The organism is Mesorhizobium sp. 1B3 (assembly GCF_050958605.1).
GTDB lineage: Bacteria > Pseudomonadota > Alphaproteobacteria > Rhizobiales > Rhizobiaceae.
The window spans coordinates 137,275-153,242 of record NZ_JBJHDO010000002.1 but is presented as its reverse complement, the minus strand read 5'-3'; the positions used below and the strand labels follow the sequence as shown (position 1 = coordinate 153,242).

The 15,968-nt window shown below is 63.6% G+C and carries 21 protein-coding genes; 17 read left to right on the top strand and 4 right to left on the bottom strand.

The window, feature by feature from the left end; genetic code table 11:
• Window positions 1-21: 21 nt before the first annotated feature.
• Genes ACCO56_RS05825 through motA form a run of 4 tightly spaced genes read right to left on the bottom strand, consistent with a single transcriptional unit; the run spans window position 22 to window position 3,311 of the window.
• Entirely contained in the window at window positions 22-1,029 is a 1,008-nt protein-coding gene (locus tag ACCO56_RS05825; RefSeq protein ID WP_433638589.1) for a FliG C-terminal domain-containing protein, read from the bottom strand.
• A gap of 43 nt (window positions 1,030-1,072) precedes the next feature.
• Window positions 1,073-1,465: a flagellar motor switch protein FliN gene (fliN, locus tag ACCO56_RS05820; protein ID WP_433638587.1), complete on the bottom strand. Its 393-nt coding sequence runs from the start codon at window positions 1,463-1,465 to the stop codon at window positions 1,073-1,075.
• Window positions 1,466-1,504: 39 nt separating this feature from the next.
• The gene (locus ACCO56_RS05815; protein WP_433638585.1) at window positions 1,505-2,434 is read right to left on the bottom strand and encodes a FliM/FliN family flagellar motor switch protein; all 930 of its coding nucleotides are present in this window, start codon (window positions 2,432-2,434) and stop codon (window positions 1,505-1,507) included.
• Between the two features lies 1 nt (window position 2,435).
• A complete protein-coding gene (motA, locus tag ACCO56_RS05810; protein WP_433638583.1) occupies window positions 2,436-3,311 on the bottom strand; it encodes a flagellar motor stator protein MotA in 876 nt (291 codons plus the stop codon).
• A gap of 283 nt (window positions 3,312-3,594) precedes the next feature.
• Between motA and ACCO56_RS05805 the strand changes: the two genes are divergently transcribed.
• The 17 genes from ACCO56_RS05805 (at window position 3,595) to ACCO56_RS05725 (ending at window position 15,918) form a co-directional block, all read left to right on the top strand.
• On the top strand, window positions 3,595-4,722 hold the full coding sequence (locus tag ACCO56_RS05805; RefSeq protein WP_433638581.1) for a DUF1217 domain-containing protein: 1,128 nt from the start codon (window positions 3,595-3,597) through the stop codon (window positions 4,720-4,722).
• Window positions 4,723-4,730: 8 nt separating this feature from the next.
• Window positions 4,731-5,453: a flagellar basal-body rod protein FlgF gene (gene flgF / locus ACCO56_RS05800; protein ID WP_433638579.1), complete on the top strand. Its 723-nt coding sequence runs from the start codon at window positions 4,731-4,733 to the stop codon at window positions 5,451-5,453.
• 9 nt (window positions 5,454-5,462) lie between these two features.
• Window positions 5,463-6,863: a flagellar protein export ATPase FliI gene (gene fliI / locus ACCO56_RS05795; RefSeq protein ID WP_433638577.1), complete on the top strand. Its 1,401-nt coding sequence runs from the start codon at window positions 5,463-5,465 to the stop codon at window positions 6,861-6,863.
• A 37-nt stretch (window positions 6,864-6,900) separates the two neighbouring features.
• On the top strand, window positions 6,901-7,440 hold the full coding sequence (locus ACCO56_RS05790; protein ID WP_433638575.1) for a hypothetical protein: 540 nt from the start codon (window positions 6,901-6,903) through the stop codon (window positions 7,438-7,440).
• 110 nt (window positions 7,441-7,550) lie between these two features.
• Window positions 7,551-7,928: a flagellar basal body rod protein FlgB gene (gene flgB / locus ACCO56_RS05785; protein WP_433638573.1), complete on the top strand. Its 378-nt coding sequence runs from the start codon at window positions 7,551-7,553 to the stop codon at window positions 7,926-7,928.
• Window positions 7,929-7,933: 5 nt separating this feature from the next.
• Window positions 7,934-8,353 (top strand): flagellar basal body rod protein FlgC, encoded by a 420-nt coding sequence (gene flgC, locus ACCO56_RS05780; protein ID WP_433638571.1) that lies wholly within the window; start codon window positions 7,934-7,936, stop codon window positions 8,351-8,353.
• On the top strand, window positions 8,353-8,679 hold the full coding sequence (locus ACCO56_RS05775) for a flagellar hook-basal body complex protein FliE (RefSeq protein ID WP_433638569.1): 327 nt from the start codon (window positions 8,353-8,355) through the stop codon (window positions 8,677-8,679). The genes flgC and ACCO56_RS05775 overlap by 1 nt, the downstream gene beginning before the upstream one ends.
• Before the next feature lie 11 nt (window positions 8,680-8,690).
• A complete protein-coding gene (flgG, locus tag ACCO56_RS05770) occupies window positions 8,691-9,479 on the top strand; it encodes a flagellar basal-body rod protein FlgG (RefSeq protein WP_433638567.1) in 789 nt (262 codons plus the stop codon).
• A 7-nt stretch (window positions 9,480-9,486) separates the two neighbouring features.
• Entirely contained in the window at window positions 9,487-9,954 is a 468-nt protein-coding gene (flgA, locus tag ACCO56_RS05765; RefSeq protein ID WP_433638566.1) for a flagellar basal body P-ring formation chaperone FlgA, read from the top strand.
• Window positions 9,951-11,192 carry a flagellar basal body P-ring protein FlgI gene (locus tag ACCO56_RS05760; RefSeq protein ID WP_433638564.1) on the top strand — a complete coding sequence of 414 codons (1,242 nt, stop codon included), beginning with the start codon at window positions 9,951-9,953 and terminating at the stop codon, window positions 11,190-11,192. The genes flgA and ACCO56_RS05760 overlap by 4 nt, the downstream gene beginning before the upstream one ends.
• A 10-nt stretch (window positions 11,193-11,202) precedes the next feature.
• Complete coding sequence (locus ACCO56_RS05755; protein ID WP_433638562.1) at window positions 11,203-11,718, top strand: MotE family protein; 516 nt, start codon at window positions 11,203-11,205, stop codon at window positions 11,716-11,718.
• On the top strand, window positions 11,715-12,419 hold the full coding sequence (gene flgH / locus ACCO56_RS05750; RefSeq protein ID WP_433638560.1) for a flagellar basal body L-ring protein FlgH: 705 nt from the start codon (window positions 11,715-11,717) through the stop codon (window positions 12,417-12,419). Before ACCO56_RS05755 ends, flgH begins: the two co-directional genes overlap by 4 nt.
• 11 nt (window positions 12,420-12,430) lie before the next feature.
• Complete coding sequence (locus ACCO56_RS05745) at window positions 12,431-12,901, top strand: flagellar basal body-associated FliL family protein (RefSeq protein WP_433638559.1); 471 nt, start codon at window positions 12,431-12,433, stop codon at window positions 12,899-12,901.
• Complete coding sequence (fliP, locus tag ACCO56_RS05740; protein WP_433638557.1) at window positions 12,898-13,635, top strand: flagellar type III secretion system pore protein FliP; 738 nt, start codon at window positions 12,898-12,900, stop codon at window positions 13,633-13,635. Before ACCO56_RS05745 ends, fliP begins: the two co-directional genes overlap by 4 nt.
• 181 nt (window positions 13,636-13,816) lie before the next feature.
• Complete coding sequence (locus ACCO56_RS05735) at window positions 13,817-14,311, top strand: DUF1269 domain-containing protein (RefSeq protein ID WP_433638556.1); 495 nt, start codon at window positions 13,817-13,819, stop codon at window positions 14,309-14,311.
• 129 nt (window positions 14,312-14,440) lie between these two features.
• Window positions 14,441-14,782 carry a hypothetical protein gene (locus ACCO56_RS05730; protein ID WP_433638555.1) on the top strand — a complete coding sequence of 114 codons (342 nt, stop codon included), beginning with the start codon at window positions 14,441-14,443 and terminating at the stop codon, window positions 14,780-14,782.
• 89 nt (window positions 14,783-14,871) lie between these two features.
• Window positions 14,872-15,918 carry an AI-2E family transporter gene (locus ACCO56_RS05725; protein ID WP_433638554.1) on the top strand — a complete coding sequence of 349 codons (1,047 nt, stop codon included), beginning with the start codon at window positions 14,872-14,874 and terminating at the stop codon, window positions 15,916-15,918.
• Window positions 15,919-15,968 lie beyond the last annotated feature (50 nt).

Genomic DNA, 15,968 nt, shown 5'->3' with positions numbered 1-15,968 from the left:
CTCAGGCCCTATCTGTCCGGCTCAAGCCGCCTCTTCGGCGGTCGGCAGTTGGATCACGCCGTCATTGGCCATCGAAATGGTGCGCGACACGATGGCCCGACGCGCCTTGTTGATGTCGACCGGGTTGACGAAGTCGGACGGCTGAGCGAGCTCGGATTCGATCATGCGCCGCGTGCGTGCGCCAACGGCGGAAAGCGCCGCCTCGACGAGCACGGGATTAGCCTCGCGCAAAGCCATCGTGACGAGGTCGATCTCGATGCCGTCGAACACGGTCACCCGTGCCTTGTGAGTGAGGTTGATGAGATCCTCGAACGAGAAGAGCTGGGCCTTGAGCGACGCCAGATCTTCCGCGCCCGCTTCCTGCAACTCGCCCATGACCTCATCGAGCTCCGACTTGTCGAGCTCGTTGAGGACGCCGACGACCTTTGCCTGGCCCTGCTTCGACAGCTTGCCGGATGTCGTTTCCAGGAACTCGGCCCGCAACCGCCGCTCGACCAGGCGTCGCGCCGGCGCGGAGACGCTGCCCAGGGACAGCATCCGCTTCACGATTTCGCCGCGCGCCTGTTTCGTCAGCGCCAGCAGCACTTTGGCGGCAATCGGCGAGGACAGATTGGAAAGGACATAGGCCGCCGTCTGCGGATGTTCCTTGACGAGGAAAGCGGCAATCGGCTCGGGTTCGATCGCTTCGAGGGCCCCCCAGGGCGGAGTATCCTCCAGCATCCCGAGGCCCGTCGCGTTGCCGAGTATGGCGTTCATCTCGTCCTGTGACAGGTTCTCGGTGAGAAGCGTATCCATGGCGTCGGCGGAATCGAGCAGGCCCGCGCCCTCGGCGAACTCCTCCTCGAACTCGGCGACGATGCGCTCGAGCTCGCTCTGCGGGATGGTCTTCAGTCTTCGGGCGCCTTCCATCAGCTCCTTGAGTTCTTCCTGTTTGAAGAACTTGAGCAGGCGGCCGGCGGCGGGCTTGCCGACCGCGACCAATATGGCCGCCGCCTTCTGCGCCCTGGTAAGTTCCAGGCTATCCATCATCCGGCCCGCTTCCCCGATCTCAGGCAATGTCATGAAACTGCCGCTAGCTCGAAAGCTTGCCGTTGACGATCTCCGTCACGCGGACGCCGAAACGGGAGGGGTCGTTCTCGAGCACGGTGATTTCCCCGCGTGCGATCTTGCGGCCATTGACGACGACATCGACAGGCTCGCCGATTCGGCGATTGAGCGCCATGGTCGCTCCTTTCTGCAGCGTCAGCAGGTCCGACACGGGCACTTCCGTACTGCCCAGAACGATCTGCACGTCGACCAGGATGTTCATGACCACCCCGGCATTGGGCATGGCGTCGCCAAGCGCGGTCGAGAAGGTCTGCTCGGCCGGCGACGGGGGTGCGTCATGCAAGGCGCCGCGCAGTTCGTCGATCGCCTTGTCGAGGTCCTCCTGGTGCTCATCGAGAAGCGGATTGGGAAGGTTCATTTTCTGGCTCCACGCCCGGCGCTGGTTTCCGGGGCCTGACTATTGCGACAAGAGACGGTCGACGAAATCCTGGCCTTCGTCGAAAGGATGCTTGATCCGCACGGAATAGCTCTGTCCGATCTTGCCGAACTCGCAGACGAACAGGGTCTTGTTGCGGGACGACAGCCGGGTCGACGTTTGCGCTCCCGCAGGCAGCTCCAGGATCTGGCCAACCTTCAGCATGGAAAGCTGGCCGAGCGACATCTGCGCCAGCGGGACCATCGCCTCCAGCGTCACGGAGGACTTGCGGACCTCCTCGCCGAGGCGCTCCGACCAGACATTGGCGTCATCGGCACCGTTGGCGAGCTCGCCGTCCTTGTTCTCGTCTCGCGCACTCAGCAGCACCCGTTGCGGCATGGTGACGGCGAGCCGCGCCGACGCATTAGACGATTTCAGCGTGAACACGATGCGCACCGAGGGGCCGTCGCGCAAGACATGCTTGCGGATCTCAGGGCCCGAGAATGCGCGAGGAACAGGTATCCGTAGTTGAAGCGATCGCGGCCCCGAACCGTTGAAGGCGGTCGCGACTTCCTGGAAGACGGCGGTCGCTACCTCCAGCTCGATCTGCGACAGCGGCCGATCGATGCCGATCGGAGCGAATTCCGGGTCGGCGCCGAGACAGGCCGCGACCAGCATGGAAACAGCCTCTGTCTCCAGGTCGAGCAGCAGCGCATCCGGTGACACCGCCGATTGGACGACTGCCACAGCGTTGTTCTCGTTCGTCGAGGAAAGCGCCTGGCCGTAGCGGCCGAGCTCGATCGCCTGAAGTTCGATCTCGATCGGATTGGAGAGAAGCTGGTTCACTCCTTCCGCAATCGCGCCGATCCCCCTTTGGACGAATTTCCGGGCCGCGGCCGTGATCCTGTCCGGCTCCGCCGTATCGCCTACAAGCCTTTCAAGAATGTAGGCCCGTGTCTCCGCTGCCTGCATTTCAGGCCGCCTTGCTTTCGGCGTTGCCCATGCCGAGCGTGCTCTGCTCCACTGCGTCGATCGAAGGGCGATCATGCGCGGAGATCGTCTTGCGGCCGAACTCCAGCGCGACCTGCGGCAGCGAGCCGTTCATATAGGCGAGCAGCGTCTGCTTGACGATGACGTAGAGCCGGTTGCGCTTTTCGCGCACGAGCTTGACCTGCGTGGCGATCGGCACCACGACCGCATAGGAAAGAAAGATGCCGAGGAACGTGCCGACGAGAGCCGCGCCGATCAGCCCGCCGAGGATCTCCGGCGACTGATCGAGGGCGCCCATCGCCTTCACCACACCAAGAACGGCAGCGACGATTCCGAGCGCCGGCAGGCCGTCGCCCATCGTGACGAGCGCATGGTAAGGCTTCAACTTGTCCGCGCGGATGGTTTGGATCTCCTCGTCCATCAGCGCTTCGATTTCATGCGGGCGCGCGTTGCCGATGATGATGATACGGCAATAGTCGCATATGAAATGCGTGAGGTCGTGGTTCCGCAGCACAGTCGGGAACGCCTTGAAGATCGACGACTCCTCCGGATTGTCGATATGCGCCTCCACCTCGTTGCGAGATTTCGTGCGCAACTCGCGCATGATCGAGTGCAGCACGCCGAGGGTCTCTAGATATTCCTGCTCCTTGGGCACGGAGAAACGGAAGGCCTCGAGGATCGCCTTGCCCGTGTCCTTCACGGTTTTCATCGGATTGGCCACCACGAACGTGCCCAGCGCGGCGCCGCAGATGATCACCACTTCCCAAGGCTGCATCAGAACTTCGACATGGCCGCCCATGGCCATGAATCCCCCGAGCACGCAGCCCATTGTGATGACGAGACCAACTAGAATTCCCAAGACTCACCTTCCGCATTTCTCTGGGGACGCAGCGAAATAGCAATCGTGCCTTGTGTGAGGCTTGAATGAGGTTGCGCCTCGTGCCCCCCGGCCCGGGCGGTTCGCCGGAAGCGCGCGAAAGAAGCCCGCAGATGCGACCCAAGGGATGAGGCCGACAGTTTCGCGCAAGCGCCATCCGATATGTCTTCCGCGGAAGCTGCGGCATCCTGCGCGATGTCGGAGCGGATTCGAAGCGGCGGCGGTCTCCGAACTTCCGCTGTTCAGGCAGGAGCGGAGCGGCCGCGTGATCAATACCTACACGAGCTACAAGCTGATAACCCGGGATCTGGCAAAATCGATCGACCGGATCGAGGCCCAGCCGATGATCAAGCGCGAGACCGAATATTATCTCGCCAATATCGGCAAGGTGAAATCGATCGATGAATTTCTCAAGAACGACAGGCTCTTCCGCTACGCGATGAAGGCCCATGGCCTCGAGGACATGGCTTATGCCAAGGCCTTCATGAGGAAGGCGCTGGAAGGCGGTATCTCGGATCAGAACAGCTTCGCCAACAAGCTGACCGACAAGCGCTACGCCGAATTCGTGCGCACCTATAATTTCGCCGATTTCGGCGGGGATGCGACCTCCTACAATGTCACCAATCAGGGCACCGTCGCGCGCTATACATTATGGGCCGCGCAGGCCGGCGTGGAACCGGACAACCCCGTACTGAAGGAGCACAACGCCTATTTCGCCGCCAATATCGGCAAGGTGAAATCCATCAAGGAGTTCGTCGAGAACGATCAGCTTTTCGAATATGCGATGAAGGCTTACGGCCTGGCCGACAAGATCGCGGACAAGGACCTGATGATCGAGATGCTGGAGGGAGGCGTCGACGATCCCAAGAGCCCGGCCAACGTCGATCCAGACGAGCGCTTCAAGGAATTCGTAAGCGTTTTCAACTTCGTGCGGAATGGGGAGAAGACCACGAACGAAGTGGCCGCGCAACAGCCCGCAGTCGACAAATACATGCGCCAGACACTGGAGGAGGATGCCGGTCAGCAGAACGAGGGCGTGCGCCTCGCGCTCTATTTCACGCGCAACGCCTCGAAGATCACAGGCCCCTTCGACGTCCTTGCCGACAAGGCGCTTGCCACGGTGGTGCGCACGGCGCTGGGGCTGCCCGACTCCATCGCCTCCGCCGACATCGACCGTCAAGCCAAGATGCTGGAGGATCGCATCGACTTCACCGACTTCCAGGATCCGGCCAAGCTCGAGAAGTTCATGGCGCGCTTCACCGCGCTCTGGGAGATCAAGAACCCGACTTCGACAGCCCTGTCGAGCGTGGCCAGCCTCATCAGCCAGCCCAGCTCCCAGGGCATCTCCATCGACGCCTTGATGACCCTCCAGCGCGTCAAATTCGGGGGCTGAACCAGATTATGCAGAACGGACTTTACGTGGCGCTTTCCTCACAGATCGCGCTCGAGAACCGCCTCAACACCATCGCCGACAACGTCGCCAATGCCAACACCGTCGGCTTCCGCGCCACTGGCGTCAAGTTCGAGGATCTCGTGCACGGGACGGGCGAGAAGGCTATGGACTTCGTAACCCAGGGCAACACCTACCTCTCGACCGAGACTGGCCCGCTGCGCCAGACGGAAAATCCCTATGATTTCGCGATACGGGGCGATGGCTGGTTCGGCATCTCCACTCCGGCCGGCACGATCATGACGAGGGACGGCCGCTTCACCATGCTGGAAACCGGAGCGCTGGTCACGGTGGAGGGATATCCCGTGCTCGACGCGGGCGGCGCCGCCATCGTGCTCGACCCGCGCGAGGGCGCCCCGACCGCCGGCGCCGATGGAACGCTTCGCCAGAACGGCCAGCTCGCCGGCGCCATCGGCCTGTTCGAGTTCGACCCAGGTCCGAATTTCACCCGCTACGGCAATTCCGGCGTTGTGCCGGACACACCGCCGCAGCCGCTGGTGGACCGCTCCGACGTGGGTGTCGTGCAGGGCTTCGTCGAGGATTCCAACGTCAATCCCGTCAAGGAGATGACGCGTCTGATCATGGTTCAGCGCGCCTTCGACAATGCCGCCGCCCTGATCCGCGAAAGCGAGGCCAGCTACTCCGACGCCATCAAGACGCTCGGTTCGAGATAACGACCGACCATGGACCAGGGCGAGCTTCCGACGGATACCAACGGCACGCGCGCCGTGTCGCTGCCGGAGACCGATCCCCTTCTGGCACTCGAGCGTGCACATCGTGCCTTCAACGGCGAGCGCGGGCTGCTCAAGCGCGGCGGTCGGGTGGCGGAGGTATCGCCCACGCACTATCGCGTGCGGGGTCTCTCCGACGACGTGCGGCTCGGCGACATCGTGGAGCGTGTCGGGCGCCGGTCCGACGGGGCCGGCGAGATCGTCCAGATCACGGTCGACGAGGTTGTAGTGGCGCCGTTCGGCCAATCCAGTGACCTCAGCGTCGGCGATCACGTCTTCATACGCGGCTCCTTCGCGCTCGCACCGGCCCCCTCCTGGCGAGGACGCGTCATCGACGCGCTCGGCCGGCCGATCGACGGCCGCCCGGCATTGATCCCCGGCGACTCCTCGGCGCCGGAAGCGGTACCCGGAGCATTGGCCCGGCAACGGGTCGACACTCCTTTCCTGACCGGCGTGCGGGTCATCGACATCTTCACGCCGCTCTGCTTCGGACAGCGCCTCGGTATCTTCGCCGGCTCCGGCGTCGGCAAGTCCACTCTGCTCGCCATGCTCGCCGCGGCCTCGGCCTTCGACACCGTGGTGGTGGCGCTGGTCGGCGAACGGGGGCGCGAAGTGCGCGAATTCCTCGAGGACACGATCGGCGCCGAGAGCATGGCCAAGACTGTCGCCGTCGTGGCCACCAGCGACGAGAGCGCCATGATGCGGCGCCGCGCTCCAGGCACCGCGATGCGGGTGGCCGAATATTTCCGCGACCGCGGCGATCGCGTGCTGTTGCTCCTGGATTCCATCACACGCTTCGCTCACGCCCTTCGCGAAGTGGCGATCGGTACCGGCGAGCCGCCGGTGGCCCGGGGCTATCCAGCCTCCGTATTCACCGACATGCCGAAACTTCTCGAACGCGCCGGCCCAGGGGCGGAAGGCGCGGGCTCGATCACCGCCATCCTGTCGGTGCTTGTCGACGGCGACGACCACAACGATCCGGTGGCGGATTCGGTTCGGGGCATCCTCGATGGCCATATCGTGCTCGACCGTTCGATCGCCGAGCAAGGACGCTATCCGCCCGTCAATCCGCTGTCTTCCATTTCGCGACTCGCGTCGAAGGCATGGCGCGACGACCAGAAGGCGGTGGTCGCTCGGTTGCGGAGCATGATCTCGCGTTTCGAGGACACCCGCGACATCCGCCTGATCGGCGCCTACCAGAGCGGCGTCGATGCAGAGCTCGATCTGGCGGTGATGCAGGTGCCCATCATCTACGAAGCGCTGGGCCAGTCGCCCAAGGATGGCCCCTCCCCTGATCCGTTCGCGGATCTTGCGCGTCATCTCAAGAACCAGGAACGCTCAAATGTGGCTTAGGCGCGCTCGTTCGCGGAACCCGGCAAATACGGCAGGCATGGCGGAACCAGCGCAGGAGGCCTCCCCGGCTACCGCCGCCCCCCGCGCCACGGCCACCAAGCCGGCTCGGCTGCGCGAGGACCTGCTGCTCGGCCTGTTCGGCATTGCGCTCGGCCTCGGCAGCGCGATGTTCCCCTGGTATGTCTTCTTCAATCAGGAGAAATTCGGCGTGCGGGCGGTTACGTTCGACGGCGCCGGCGAAGCCACCAGCAGCGGGGCGGCAAACACGCCGCAGGTCGTACGCATACCGGACGATTCCGATCTGCCGCTTGTCGACCTCGACCAATTCTCGACCGGCACTACCCCCAAGGACGAAAGAGCCTCGCTGCTCGACCAGCCTTTTCCGACCCAGGACGTTCCCTTCCGACTCGTCCATGTCGCGAACGGGAGGGCGATGATCCAGGACGATACCGGCCTTTGGGTCGTGCAGCGCGGCTCGGTCCTGCCCGACATGAGCCGGGTGGCGTCGATCGAGGAACGTGGCGGGGCGTGGGTGATCGTCACCAGCACCGATCGCGTGGTGACGATCACGCAATAGAGCGCCGCGCGTTCATTTGGACGCGCAAAGGACGCTCTATCCTTTGAAGCTTCGGCAAGGCCCGCGCAAGACTGCGCTTCTACTGTCGCCGCAAGCGCTGAGAAAGTACGATGAAACCTGTTCAACTCTTCGATCTTGCCGCCGCCCAGGCGCGCTGGCTCTCCGTCCGGCAGGCGACTGTCGCCGGCAATGTGGCCAACGCCAACACACCTGGTTTCGTCGCCGTCGATGTCGAGCCCTTCGACAAGGTCCTTGCCAGGACCACGCCGGCCATGGTGGCCACCGATCCCAGACACATCGGAGCGGGTGCTCCCCCGCCCATCCGCAAGAACGAGCAGGTTTCCGACGTCCCCGTGAAGCCGTCCGGCAATACGGTCGTGCTGGAAGAGGAGTTGATGAAGGCCGGCGAAGTGCGCCGGGCCTTCGAGCTCAACACGGCCATCGTCAAGGCCTTCCACCGCATGATGATGTCGACCACGAGGGGATAAGAGCCATGGATCCGATCACAACGGCGCTCAAGGTGGCCGCATCGGGCCTGCACGCGCAGTCTGAGCGGCTGCGCGTCGTTTCGGAAAACCTTGCCAACGCCCAGTCGACGGGAAGCACGCCGGGCGCCGATCCCTACCAGCGCAAGACGATTGCCTTCGCAGCCGAGATGGACCGGCAGACCGGCGGAGATTTCGTGCGCATCACGGGCATCGCGCGTGACCACGCACAATTCCCCGTCGCCTTCGACCCCGGGCACGAGGCCGCCGATGCCAATGGCTACGTCAAGATGCCCAACGTCAACACGCTCATCGAAATGGCCGACATGAGCGAGGCCAATCGCGGCTACGAGGCGAACCTGCAGGTCATCAAGCAGGCGCGCGAGCTTATCACCATGACGATCGACCTGATGAGGAGTCAGAACTGATGAATCCCTTGAGCGCAATCGGTGCGATAAACCAGGCTGGCGGGCTGTCCGGGGTCGTCGATACGATGGCGGGACTCGCCTCGGCCGCCGCCGCCCCGACTGGCGGCGCTGCTTTCGTCGACGCGCTGGGCGATGCCGCCCGCAATGTCGTCAACAAGCTCGAACATTCCGAGTCGCTGTCGCTGGAGGCCCTCCAAGGCGGCGAAATCCAGACCCGAGACGTGGTCGACGCCGTGATGAGCGCCGAACAGTCGCTGCAGGCCGCGATCGCCATCCGCGACAAGGTCGTCAGCGCCTATCTCGAAGTCAGCCGCATGGCGATCTGAGGAAACGACCGATGAAAGCGCTCGCCATCGCTGCCACGGGCATGAACGCCCAGCAGCTCAATCTCGAAGTCATCGCCAACAACATCGCCAATATCAATACGACCGGTTTCAAGCGGGCGCGGGCCGAATTCACCGATCTGCTCTATCAGGCCGAGCGGCTGGAAGGCGTTCCCAACCAGGGCAACCAGGCCATCATTCCCGAGGGGGCCCATGTCGGCCTCGGCGTCAAGACTGCGGCGATCCGCGCCGTTCATACGCAGGGCGCGCTCGCCAATACCGGCAGCAAATACGACGTCGCCATATCCGGGACTGGCTGGTTCCAGATCGAGGGCATCGACGGGCAGATCCGCTATAGCCGCGCCGGCTCTTTCAACACCAACGCTGAAGGCCAGATCGTCACCGTCGAGGGCTTTACGGTATCACCGGTCATCACCGTGCCGCAGGACATGGTGGAGCTGATCGTGAACAAGAGCGGGCAAGTCTTCGCCAGGATCGACGGCCAGGAAGAGCTGCAGGAACTCGGCCAACTCCAGCTCGCCACTTTCGCCAACGAGGCCGGCCTCAAGCCGGTCGGCGACAATCTCTTCGAGCAGACGCCGGCGTCGGGCGACCCGGTGACGGGCGTGCCCGGCGACCCCGGCTTCGGCACGATCATGCAGGGCTATCTGGAAAACTCCAACGTCGATCCGGTGAAGGAGATCACCGAGATGATCTCGGCCCAGCGCGCCTATGAGATGAACTCCAAGGTTATCCAGGCCGCCGACGAGATGGCTTCGGTGGTTTCGCGCAATCTCAGGTAGGATGAAGATGAGCCTCATCCGTTTCAGGAAACGCCTGGCAGGCGCCGCGCTCGCTCTTCTGGCCGGCGCTTCACCGGCGTTGGCGGACGAGGTCGCGGTGGTGACCAACCGCGTCGTTTATCCCGGCCAGGTCATCGAACCGATCATGCTGGAGGTCGTGCCCCTGGTTCGCGGCAACCGCAAGCTCGGTCCGATCTTCCAGAAGCCGGAGCCGTTGCATGGCAAGGTTGCACGGCGCACGATCCTTCCCGGCCGCCTGATCGCGCCGAGCTCGGTGCGCGACGCCTATCTCGTGCAGAACGGGGCTCCGGTGGAGGTGGTGCTGGTCGACAAGAGCCTCACCATCACCACCACCGCCGTGTCGCTGGAGTCGGGCGCGGCCGGTGATACGGTGAAGCTGCGCAATATCGACAGCGGCCGCACCTTCACGGGTATCGTGATGGGCGACGGCACGGTTCGGGTCGGCGCATCATGATGCGTTCTTTCGCATTCGTGCTCGCCGCGGCCCTCGGGGTCCAGCCGGCCGCCGCGGACGGCCTGACCAAGAAGGCCAAGCAGGAGCTTGTCACCAAGGACGGTGGAGCGTTCCGGGACCCGGAATACGATCCGGCGACGGCCGAGCGCCTTTTCAAGGTTGCGACCAGGGCCAGCGCGCTACCGCCCGGCCAGAGCATCTCGCGCATCAAGGACATTTCCGCGCTGCAGAGCGCCCGCGACAATCAGTTGGTGGGGTACGGTCTGGTGATCGGCCTGCAGGGGACGGGAGACGGCCTTCGCAACTCGCCTTTCACCGAACAGTCGATCCGCGCCATGCTCCAGAATCTCGGCGTCGCCACGGAAGACGGGCGCGCCCGCGCGAAGAACGTGGCAGCCGTGATCGTTACCGCCAACCTGCCGGCCTTCGTGCAATCGGGCGCGCGCATCGACGTGACCGTCTCGTCCATGGGCGACGCGACCTCGCTTGCCGGCGGCACGCTCATCATGACGCCGCTCAGGGCCGCCGACGGCGAGATCTACGCTGTCGCGCAAGGGCCCCTGTTCGTCACAGGCTTCTCGGCACAGGGCGATGCCGAAAGCCTGACACAGGGGGTGCCTACCTCAGGGCGAGTGCCGAACGGCGCTATCGTCGAACGCGCACTGCCGGCCAAGCTCGGCGACAGCAACATGCTGACGCTGCAGCTCTTCAACCCGGATTTTTCGACCGCGGTGCGCGTCGCCGACGCCATCAACGGCTATGCCGCCGAGCGTTTCGGCAAGGGTGTGGCGGCCGAGCAGGATTCGCGCACTGTCATGATCAAGAAGCCCGGCGGCATCTCCGTGGCACGGTTCATCGCCGAGCTGGAGAACATTCCGGTCGAGACCGACACGCCGGCGCGTGTGGTGATCGACGAACGCTCGGGAACGATCGTAATCGGGCAGGAGGTCAGGATCTCGCGCGTTGCGGTGAGCCACGGCAAGCTGACCGTGCGCATCACCGAGATGCCGCAGATCTCCCAGCCTGCGCCATTCTCCCGTGGCGTGACGGCCGAGGAGCCGTTCACGGTGATCGAGGCCGACCGACAGGGCACCAAGGTGGCCGTGGTCGACGGCCCGGATCTCCAGACCCTCGTCAACGGCTTGAACCGCATCGGCGTGGAACCGGACGGCATCATCGCCATCCTGCAAGGCATCAAGTCGGCTGGCGCACTGCAGGCCGAACTCGTGGTGCAATAGGAGAGTGCACATGACCAATTCCCTCCCGCGTGCGGGAAAGTTGGCGCTGACGGCCGCTCTCGTGCTGACCGGTGCAATGATCGGCGGCAGTGCGGCTTCCTCGCAGGCCGTCACCAAGAACGGGCAAGTCACCGACGAGATCAGCGAGTTCTGCGCCAACATCACGGACGCGGCCAGAGACCGGCGCCATGCGCTGCAGCTCCAGGAATTGGAAGGCTTGCGCAGGGATATCGACAGCCGCATCACCCAGCTCGAGGCCAAGCGCGCCGAATACGAGGAATGGCTGAAGCGGCGCGAGGAATTCATGAAAAGCGCCGAGGCCGGTGTCGTCGACATCTATTCCCGCATGAAGGCGGACGCGGCGGCCGAGAGGCTGGCCGAGGTCGAGCCCCTGCTGGCGGCAGCCATACTGATGAAGCTGAACACGCGCCAGGCCGGCGTCATCCTCAACGAAATGAACCGCAAGGCCGCAGCCGAACTCACCGGCATCATGGCCGCCGCGGCCCGACCTCAGGACCCGTCATGAGACATCTGCCTCTGCTGATCGCCGCCACAGCGCTGTTGAGCGGCTGCGGCCGGTCCTTCGACGAGATCGGGAGGGAGCCGTTAATGTCGCCGGTCGGGAGCGGACTGGCGCCGACGCTTGCCTCGACGACCAACTATCCGGACATGCCGCCGCCTCCGGTCAAGCGCTTCTCGCTCTGGGACGACCGGCAGGCGCATCTCTTCACCGATGCACGCGCGCTGTCGGTCGGCGACATTCTCACCGTCTTCATCATGCTGGACGACAAGGCGCAATTCAACAACCAGTCCGACCGCAGGCGCAAGCAGGGCCGCAAGATCGGCTTCGACGCCTCCGCCGGCGCGGGAGGTTCCGAGAGCGAAGTCACTGCCGATTTCGATCTGAACTCGACCTCAACTTTTGAAGGCGACGGCGCGACGATCCGCTCGGAGAAGGTCCGCTTGTCCGTCGCCGCGGTCGTGACCGACATCCTGCCTAACGGCAATCTGATCATCCGCGGCTCGCAGGAAGTCCGCGTCAACTACGAGATGCGCGTGCTCACCATCGCCGGCATCGTCCGGCCGGCCGATATCAACGGCAACAATACCATCCCCTACGAACGCATCGCCGAGGCACGGATCTCCTATGGCGGGCGCGGACGCGTCATGGAAGTGCAGCAGCCGACCTGGGGCAAGCAGCTCGTTGACAACTTCTCGCCGATCTGAGGAGCGGTTACGTGACGGTCATACCGGAAACACCTGTGAAGCGCGGCCCATCTGTTGTCGTACAGCTCGGCGTCCTCTTCGCCCTCACTCTCGGCACGGCCGGCGTAGGTTGGCTGGTCGGTGGGTATTTGAACGGCGAGATCGAGGTGCCTCCCGCGGCAGTTGGAGAGGAGACGGAAGCGGGCCAGCCGATGCCGGCCAACATCGTCGATCTTGCGCCGATCACCACAAATCTCGCGGTACCGGAAGCGGTTTGGGTCCGACTGGAACTCTCGCTCGTGGTCGATCAGCCGCTCGAAGACCAGACGCTTCCCGACACCATCCAGCAGGACATCCTTGCCTATATCCGCACAGTGAAGCTCATGCAGGTCCAAGGTGCCAGCGGTTACCAACATCTGAAATCGGACCTTCTGGAGCGGGCAGCCATTCGCAGCAACGGCCTGGTCAAGGACATCCTCATCAGGACCATGCTGTTCGAATGACACGTTTGCTTGCCTCCGCGCTCCTGATGCTCGCCGCCGTCGAGCCAGCCGCCGCGCAACAGATCGATCTCGGCGCGATCGCCGGCCAGGCGAACGGGGCCACGGTCGGCTATATCATTCAGCTCTTCGGGCTGCTCACGATCCTGTCGCTCGCACCCGGTCTGCTGATCATGGTGACGAGCTTCACCCGTTTCGTCATCGCCTTCTCGATCCTGCGCGCAGGTATCGGCCTACAGACGACGCCCGCCAACTTCATCCTGATCAGTCTCGCTCTGTTCATGACCTTCTACGTCATGGCGCCTGCCTTCGATCAGGCTTGGAGCAACGGCATCCGCCCCCTGATGGACAACCAGATCAACGAGGAGCAGGCTGTCCAGCGCATCGCCGAACCGTTCCGGGCCTTCATGCTGGACAATGTGCGCGAGAAGGATTTCGATCTGTTCGCCGATCTGGCGCGGGAGCGGGGCCAGACGGTGGTGACGGACGAAGTCGTGGATTTGCGTGTCCTGATTCCAGCCTTCATGATTTCGGAGATCCGCCGCGGCTTCGAAATCGGCTTCCTGATCGTCCTGCCTTTCCTGGTGATCGACCTGATCGTCGCGACCGTCACCATGTCGATGGGCATGATGATGCTGCCGCCGACAGTCGTTTCGCTGCCCTTCAAGATCCTGTTCTTCGTCCTGATAGACGGCTGGAACCTGCTCGTCGGCAGCCTGGTGCGCTCGTTCAGCTAGCTCGCTGAGCCTCGACGAAGCAAGGCCGCCCGCCACGCGGATGGATATGGCGGGCACGGCGATTGAGACGCCGTGCACAGAAGATGGATTCCAGGCCCATCCCTCATGCGTCCTGTCGCATTAATCTAGCGGCGCGGTTTGCCTCGCATCCGCGTACCGATGTGCCGACAGGAGGCGTTTCATGTCAGATCTTATCGTCATCGTTTATCCCTCGGAAGAAAAAGCGGAAGAGGTTCGCAATCGGCTTCTTCAGTTGCAGAAGGAGTATCTGATCCAGATAAACGACGCAGTCATCGCCACCCGCAACGAGGCCGGCCGCGTCAAGCTGAACCAGATCGTCAACACGACCGCGGCGGGCGCGGTGTCGGGTAGCTTCTGGGGCCTGCTGATCGGGGTCCTGTTCCTCAACCCGCTGGTAGGAGCGGCGGCAGGGGCCGCGGCAGGCGCCCTCGGCGGCGCCCTTACGGATGTCGGGATCGAAGACAAGTTCATGAAAAGCCTCACGGAGAGCATCCAGCCGGGTAATGCGGCCTTGTTTGTGCTGGTTCGGCAGATGACGGCGGACAAAGTGCTTGCATCGATCAAGGAGTTCGGCGGCGTCGTTTTGAAGACCTCGCTCGACGAAACCAAGGAGCAGGTGCTCCGGGACGCGCTCGCAGGGGCGAAACCTGCTTAGTTCCGCAATTCAACAGTCGGCGGTCGGTGCTACCGTGAACTGCGGCAACCCGCGGGGCGGATCAGGATGGCGCGGCCGACGGCAACCGAATCTGGACGGACCAGGGCTCATGCGGCTCCATGTAACACCATGCTGACGGCGAACGCGGTTGTTCCCATCGTCATCGAGATAATCTGCGGCGCGGCCGGGGCAGTTTTCCTGTGCCGGCTCGTCCGCCGCCTCAGCTCTGGCCTGACCGCCGACGCCATTGTCGGGGCACTCGGCGGCTTGGCCTTCACGTGGCTGGCAGCCCGGATCCCGGGACTTGGCCGGTTCGTCGGACGGGTCGAACAAGTTGCCGACGCCACTGCCCAAAGCATGGGCGCCCTCAGCCCGGCCATTCTCGTCGGGGTAGGCGTAGCGGGACTGGTCGGCGGGATACTCTTGGCAGCGCTCGTCGGGCTCATCCGATCAAGGCTGGTGACCGAATGACCGGACCGTCGGAGGCGCCTCGCGATCGGGACGTGAATCGAGAGAGGGACAAGGACGACACGTCCCCGGCGGCGGGCAGGGAAGCAGGCATGCAAGCAACGGCAAAGGGCGTGTCCGCTGGTTTTGTCGCGACCACCATTCTGACCGTCGCACTTTTCTACTTCGCCCGCTCTGTTCTTGTGCCGCTCGCCTTTTCGCTTTTTTGCATCGCGCTGGTCTGGCCGCTTCAGGCGGTCTTGCAGCGATGGATGCCACGGCTGCTCGCGCTCCTCATAACGCTCAGCTTGACCATGTCGGTGGTCGTGGCGGTCGGCTCGTCCGTGGCCTGGGGGTTCGGCAAGCTTGTCCAATGGCTATTCGTCAATGCCTCCCGCTACCAGGCTATCTATGCGGATTGGATTGGGTGGCTCGAGGAAAAGGGCATCTTCATCGCCGGCCCCCTCACGGATCGCTTCGACGTGGCGTGGTTGTTGGGCTTCAGCCAGACAATTGCCGGCAGGCTCAACAGCATCGCGGGATTCCTGGTGCTGGTGTTCATTTTCGTCATGATCGGTCTTCTGGAGGTGGAGGATTTCAATCGCCGCCTGCTCTCCCCTGCCGTGCAGCCGATCGGCGGGCGCATTCTCAGGGCCAATCGTGAGATCGGCGCAAAGCTGCGACGCTTCATGGTCGTTCGCACGTTTGCAAGCGTCCTCACCGGCCTCGTGGTGTGGGTCTTCGCTTTCATCGCCGGTCTGGAGCTTGCTGCCGCCTGGGGCGCGATCGCCTTCGCGCTCAATTACATCCCATTCCTCGGGCCATTGATCGCGACGGTCTTCCCCACGCTCTTCGCCATCGCTCAATTCGAATCCTGGCAGATGGCGGTCGTCGTTTTCATCGGCCTGAATCTGATCCAGTTTGTGATCGGCAGCTACGTCGAGCCATTGTTGACGGGAGCGTCCCTTTCCATTTCTCCCCTTGCTGTCGTCTTGGCGGTGTTTTTCTGGAGTTTCGTCTGGGGACTCTCGGGCGCTTTCATCGGCGTGCCGATCCTGATCGTTTTCATCGTTTACTGTGCGCAGCAACCATCCACGCGCTGGATCGCGCTCCTGCTTTCCGGCGGGCCGGCCAAAAGCGCCGACGAACAACATGTTTGAACGGGCTCCTCCGCCAACCCAACGGCGTGCCTGTCGTGGCCGATCACGGA

Coding starts and splice junctions, on each gene's coding strand:
- ACCO56_RS05825 (WP_433638589.1), bottom strand. CDS start 1,029: ATGATGGATAGCCTGGAACTTACCAGGGCGCAGAAGGCGGCGGCCATA.
- fliN (WP_433638587.1), bottom strand. CDS start 1,465: ATGAACCTTCCCAATCCGCTTCTCGATGAGCACCAGGAGGACCTCGAC.
- ACCO56_RS05815 (WP_433638585.1), bottom strand. CDS start 2,434: ATGCAGGCAGCGGAGACACGGGCCTACATTCTTGAAAGGCTTGTAGGC.
- flgF (WP_433638579.1), top strand. CDS start 4,731: ATGCAGAACGGACTTTACGTGGCGCTTTCCTCACAGATCGCGCTCGAG.
- fliI (WP_433638577.1), top strand. CDS start 5,463: ATGGACCAGGGCGAGCTTCCGACGGATACCAACGGCACGCGCGCCGTG.
- ACCO56_RS05790 (WP_433638575.1), top strand. CDS start 6,901: ATGGCGGAACCAGCGCAGGAGGCCTCCCCGGCTACCGCCGCCCCCCGC.
- flgB (WP_433638573.1), top strand. CDS start 7,551: ATGAAACCTGTTCAACTCTTCGATCTTGCCGCCGCCCAGGCGCGCTGG.
- flgC (WP_433638571.1), top strand. CDS start 7,934: ATGGATCCGATCACAACGGCGCTCAAGGTGGCCGCATCGGGCCTGCAC.
- ACCO56_RS05775 (WP_433638569.1), top strand. CDS start 8,353: ATGAATCCCTTGAGCGCAATCGGTGCGATAAACCAGGCTGGCGGGCTG.
- flgG (WP_433638567.1), top strand. CDS start 8,691: ATGAAAGCGCTCGCCATCGCTGCCACGGGCATGAACGCCCAGCAGCTC.
- flgA (WP_433638566.1), top strand. CDS start 9,487: ATGAGCCTCATCCGTTTCAGGAAACGCCTGGCAGGCGCCGCGCTCGCT.
- ACCO56_RS05760 (WP_433638564.1), top strand. CDS start 9,951: ATGATGCGTTCTTTCGCATTCGTGCTCGCCGCGGCCCTCGGGGTCCAG.
- ACCO56_RS05755 (WP_433638562.1), top strand. CDS start 11,203: ATGACCAATTCCCTCCCGCGTGCGGGAAAGTTGGCGCTGACGGCCGCT.
- flgH (WP_433638560.1), top strand. CDS start 11,715: ATGAGACATCTGCCTCTGCTGATCGCCGCCACAGCGCTGTTGAGCGGC.
- fliP (WP_433638557.1), top strand. CDS start 12,898: ATGACACGTTTGCTTGCCTCCGCGCTCCTGATGCTCGCCGCCGTCGAG.
- ACCO56_RS05735 (WP_433638556.1), top strand. CDS start 13,817: ATGTCAGATCTTATCGTCATCGTTTATCCCTCGGAAGAAAAAGCGGAA.
- ACCO56_RS05730 (WP_433638555.1), top strand. CDS start 14,441: ATGCTGACGGCGAACGCGGTTGTTCCCATCGTCATCGAGATAATCTGC.
- ACCO56_RS05725 (WP_433638554.1), top strand. CDS start 14,872: ATGCAAGCAACGGCAAAGGGCGTGTCCGCTGGTTTTGTCGCGACCACC.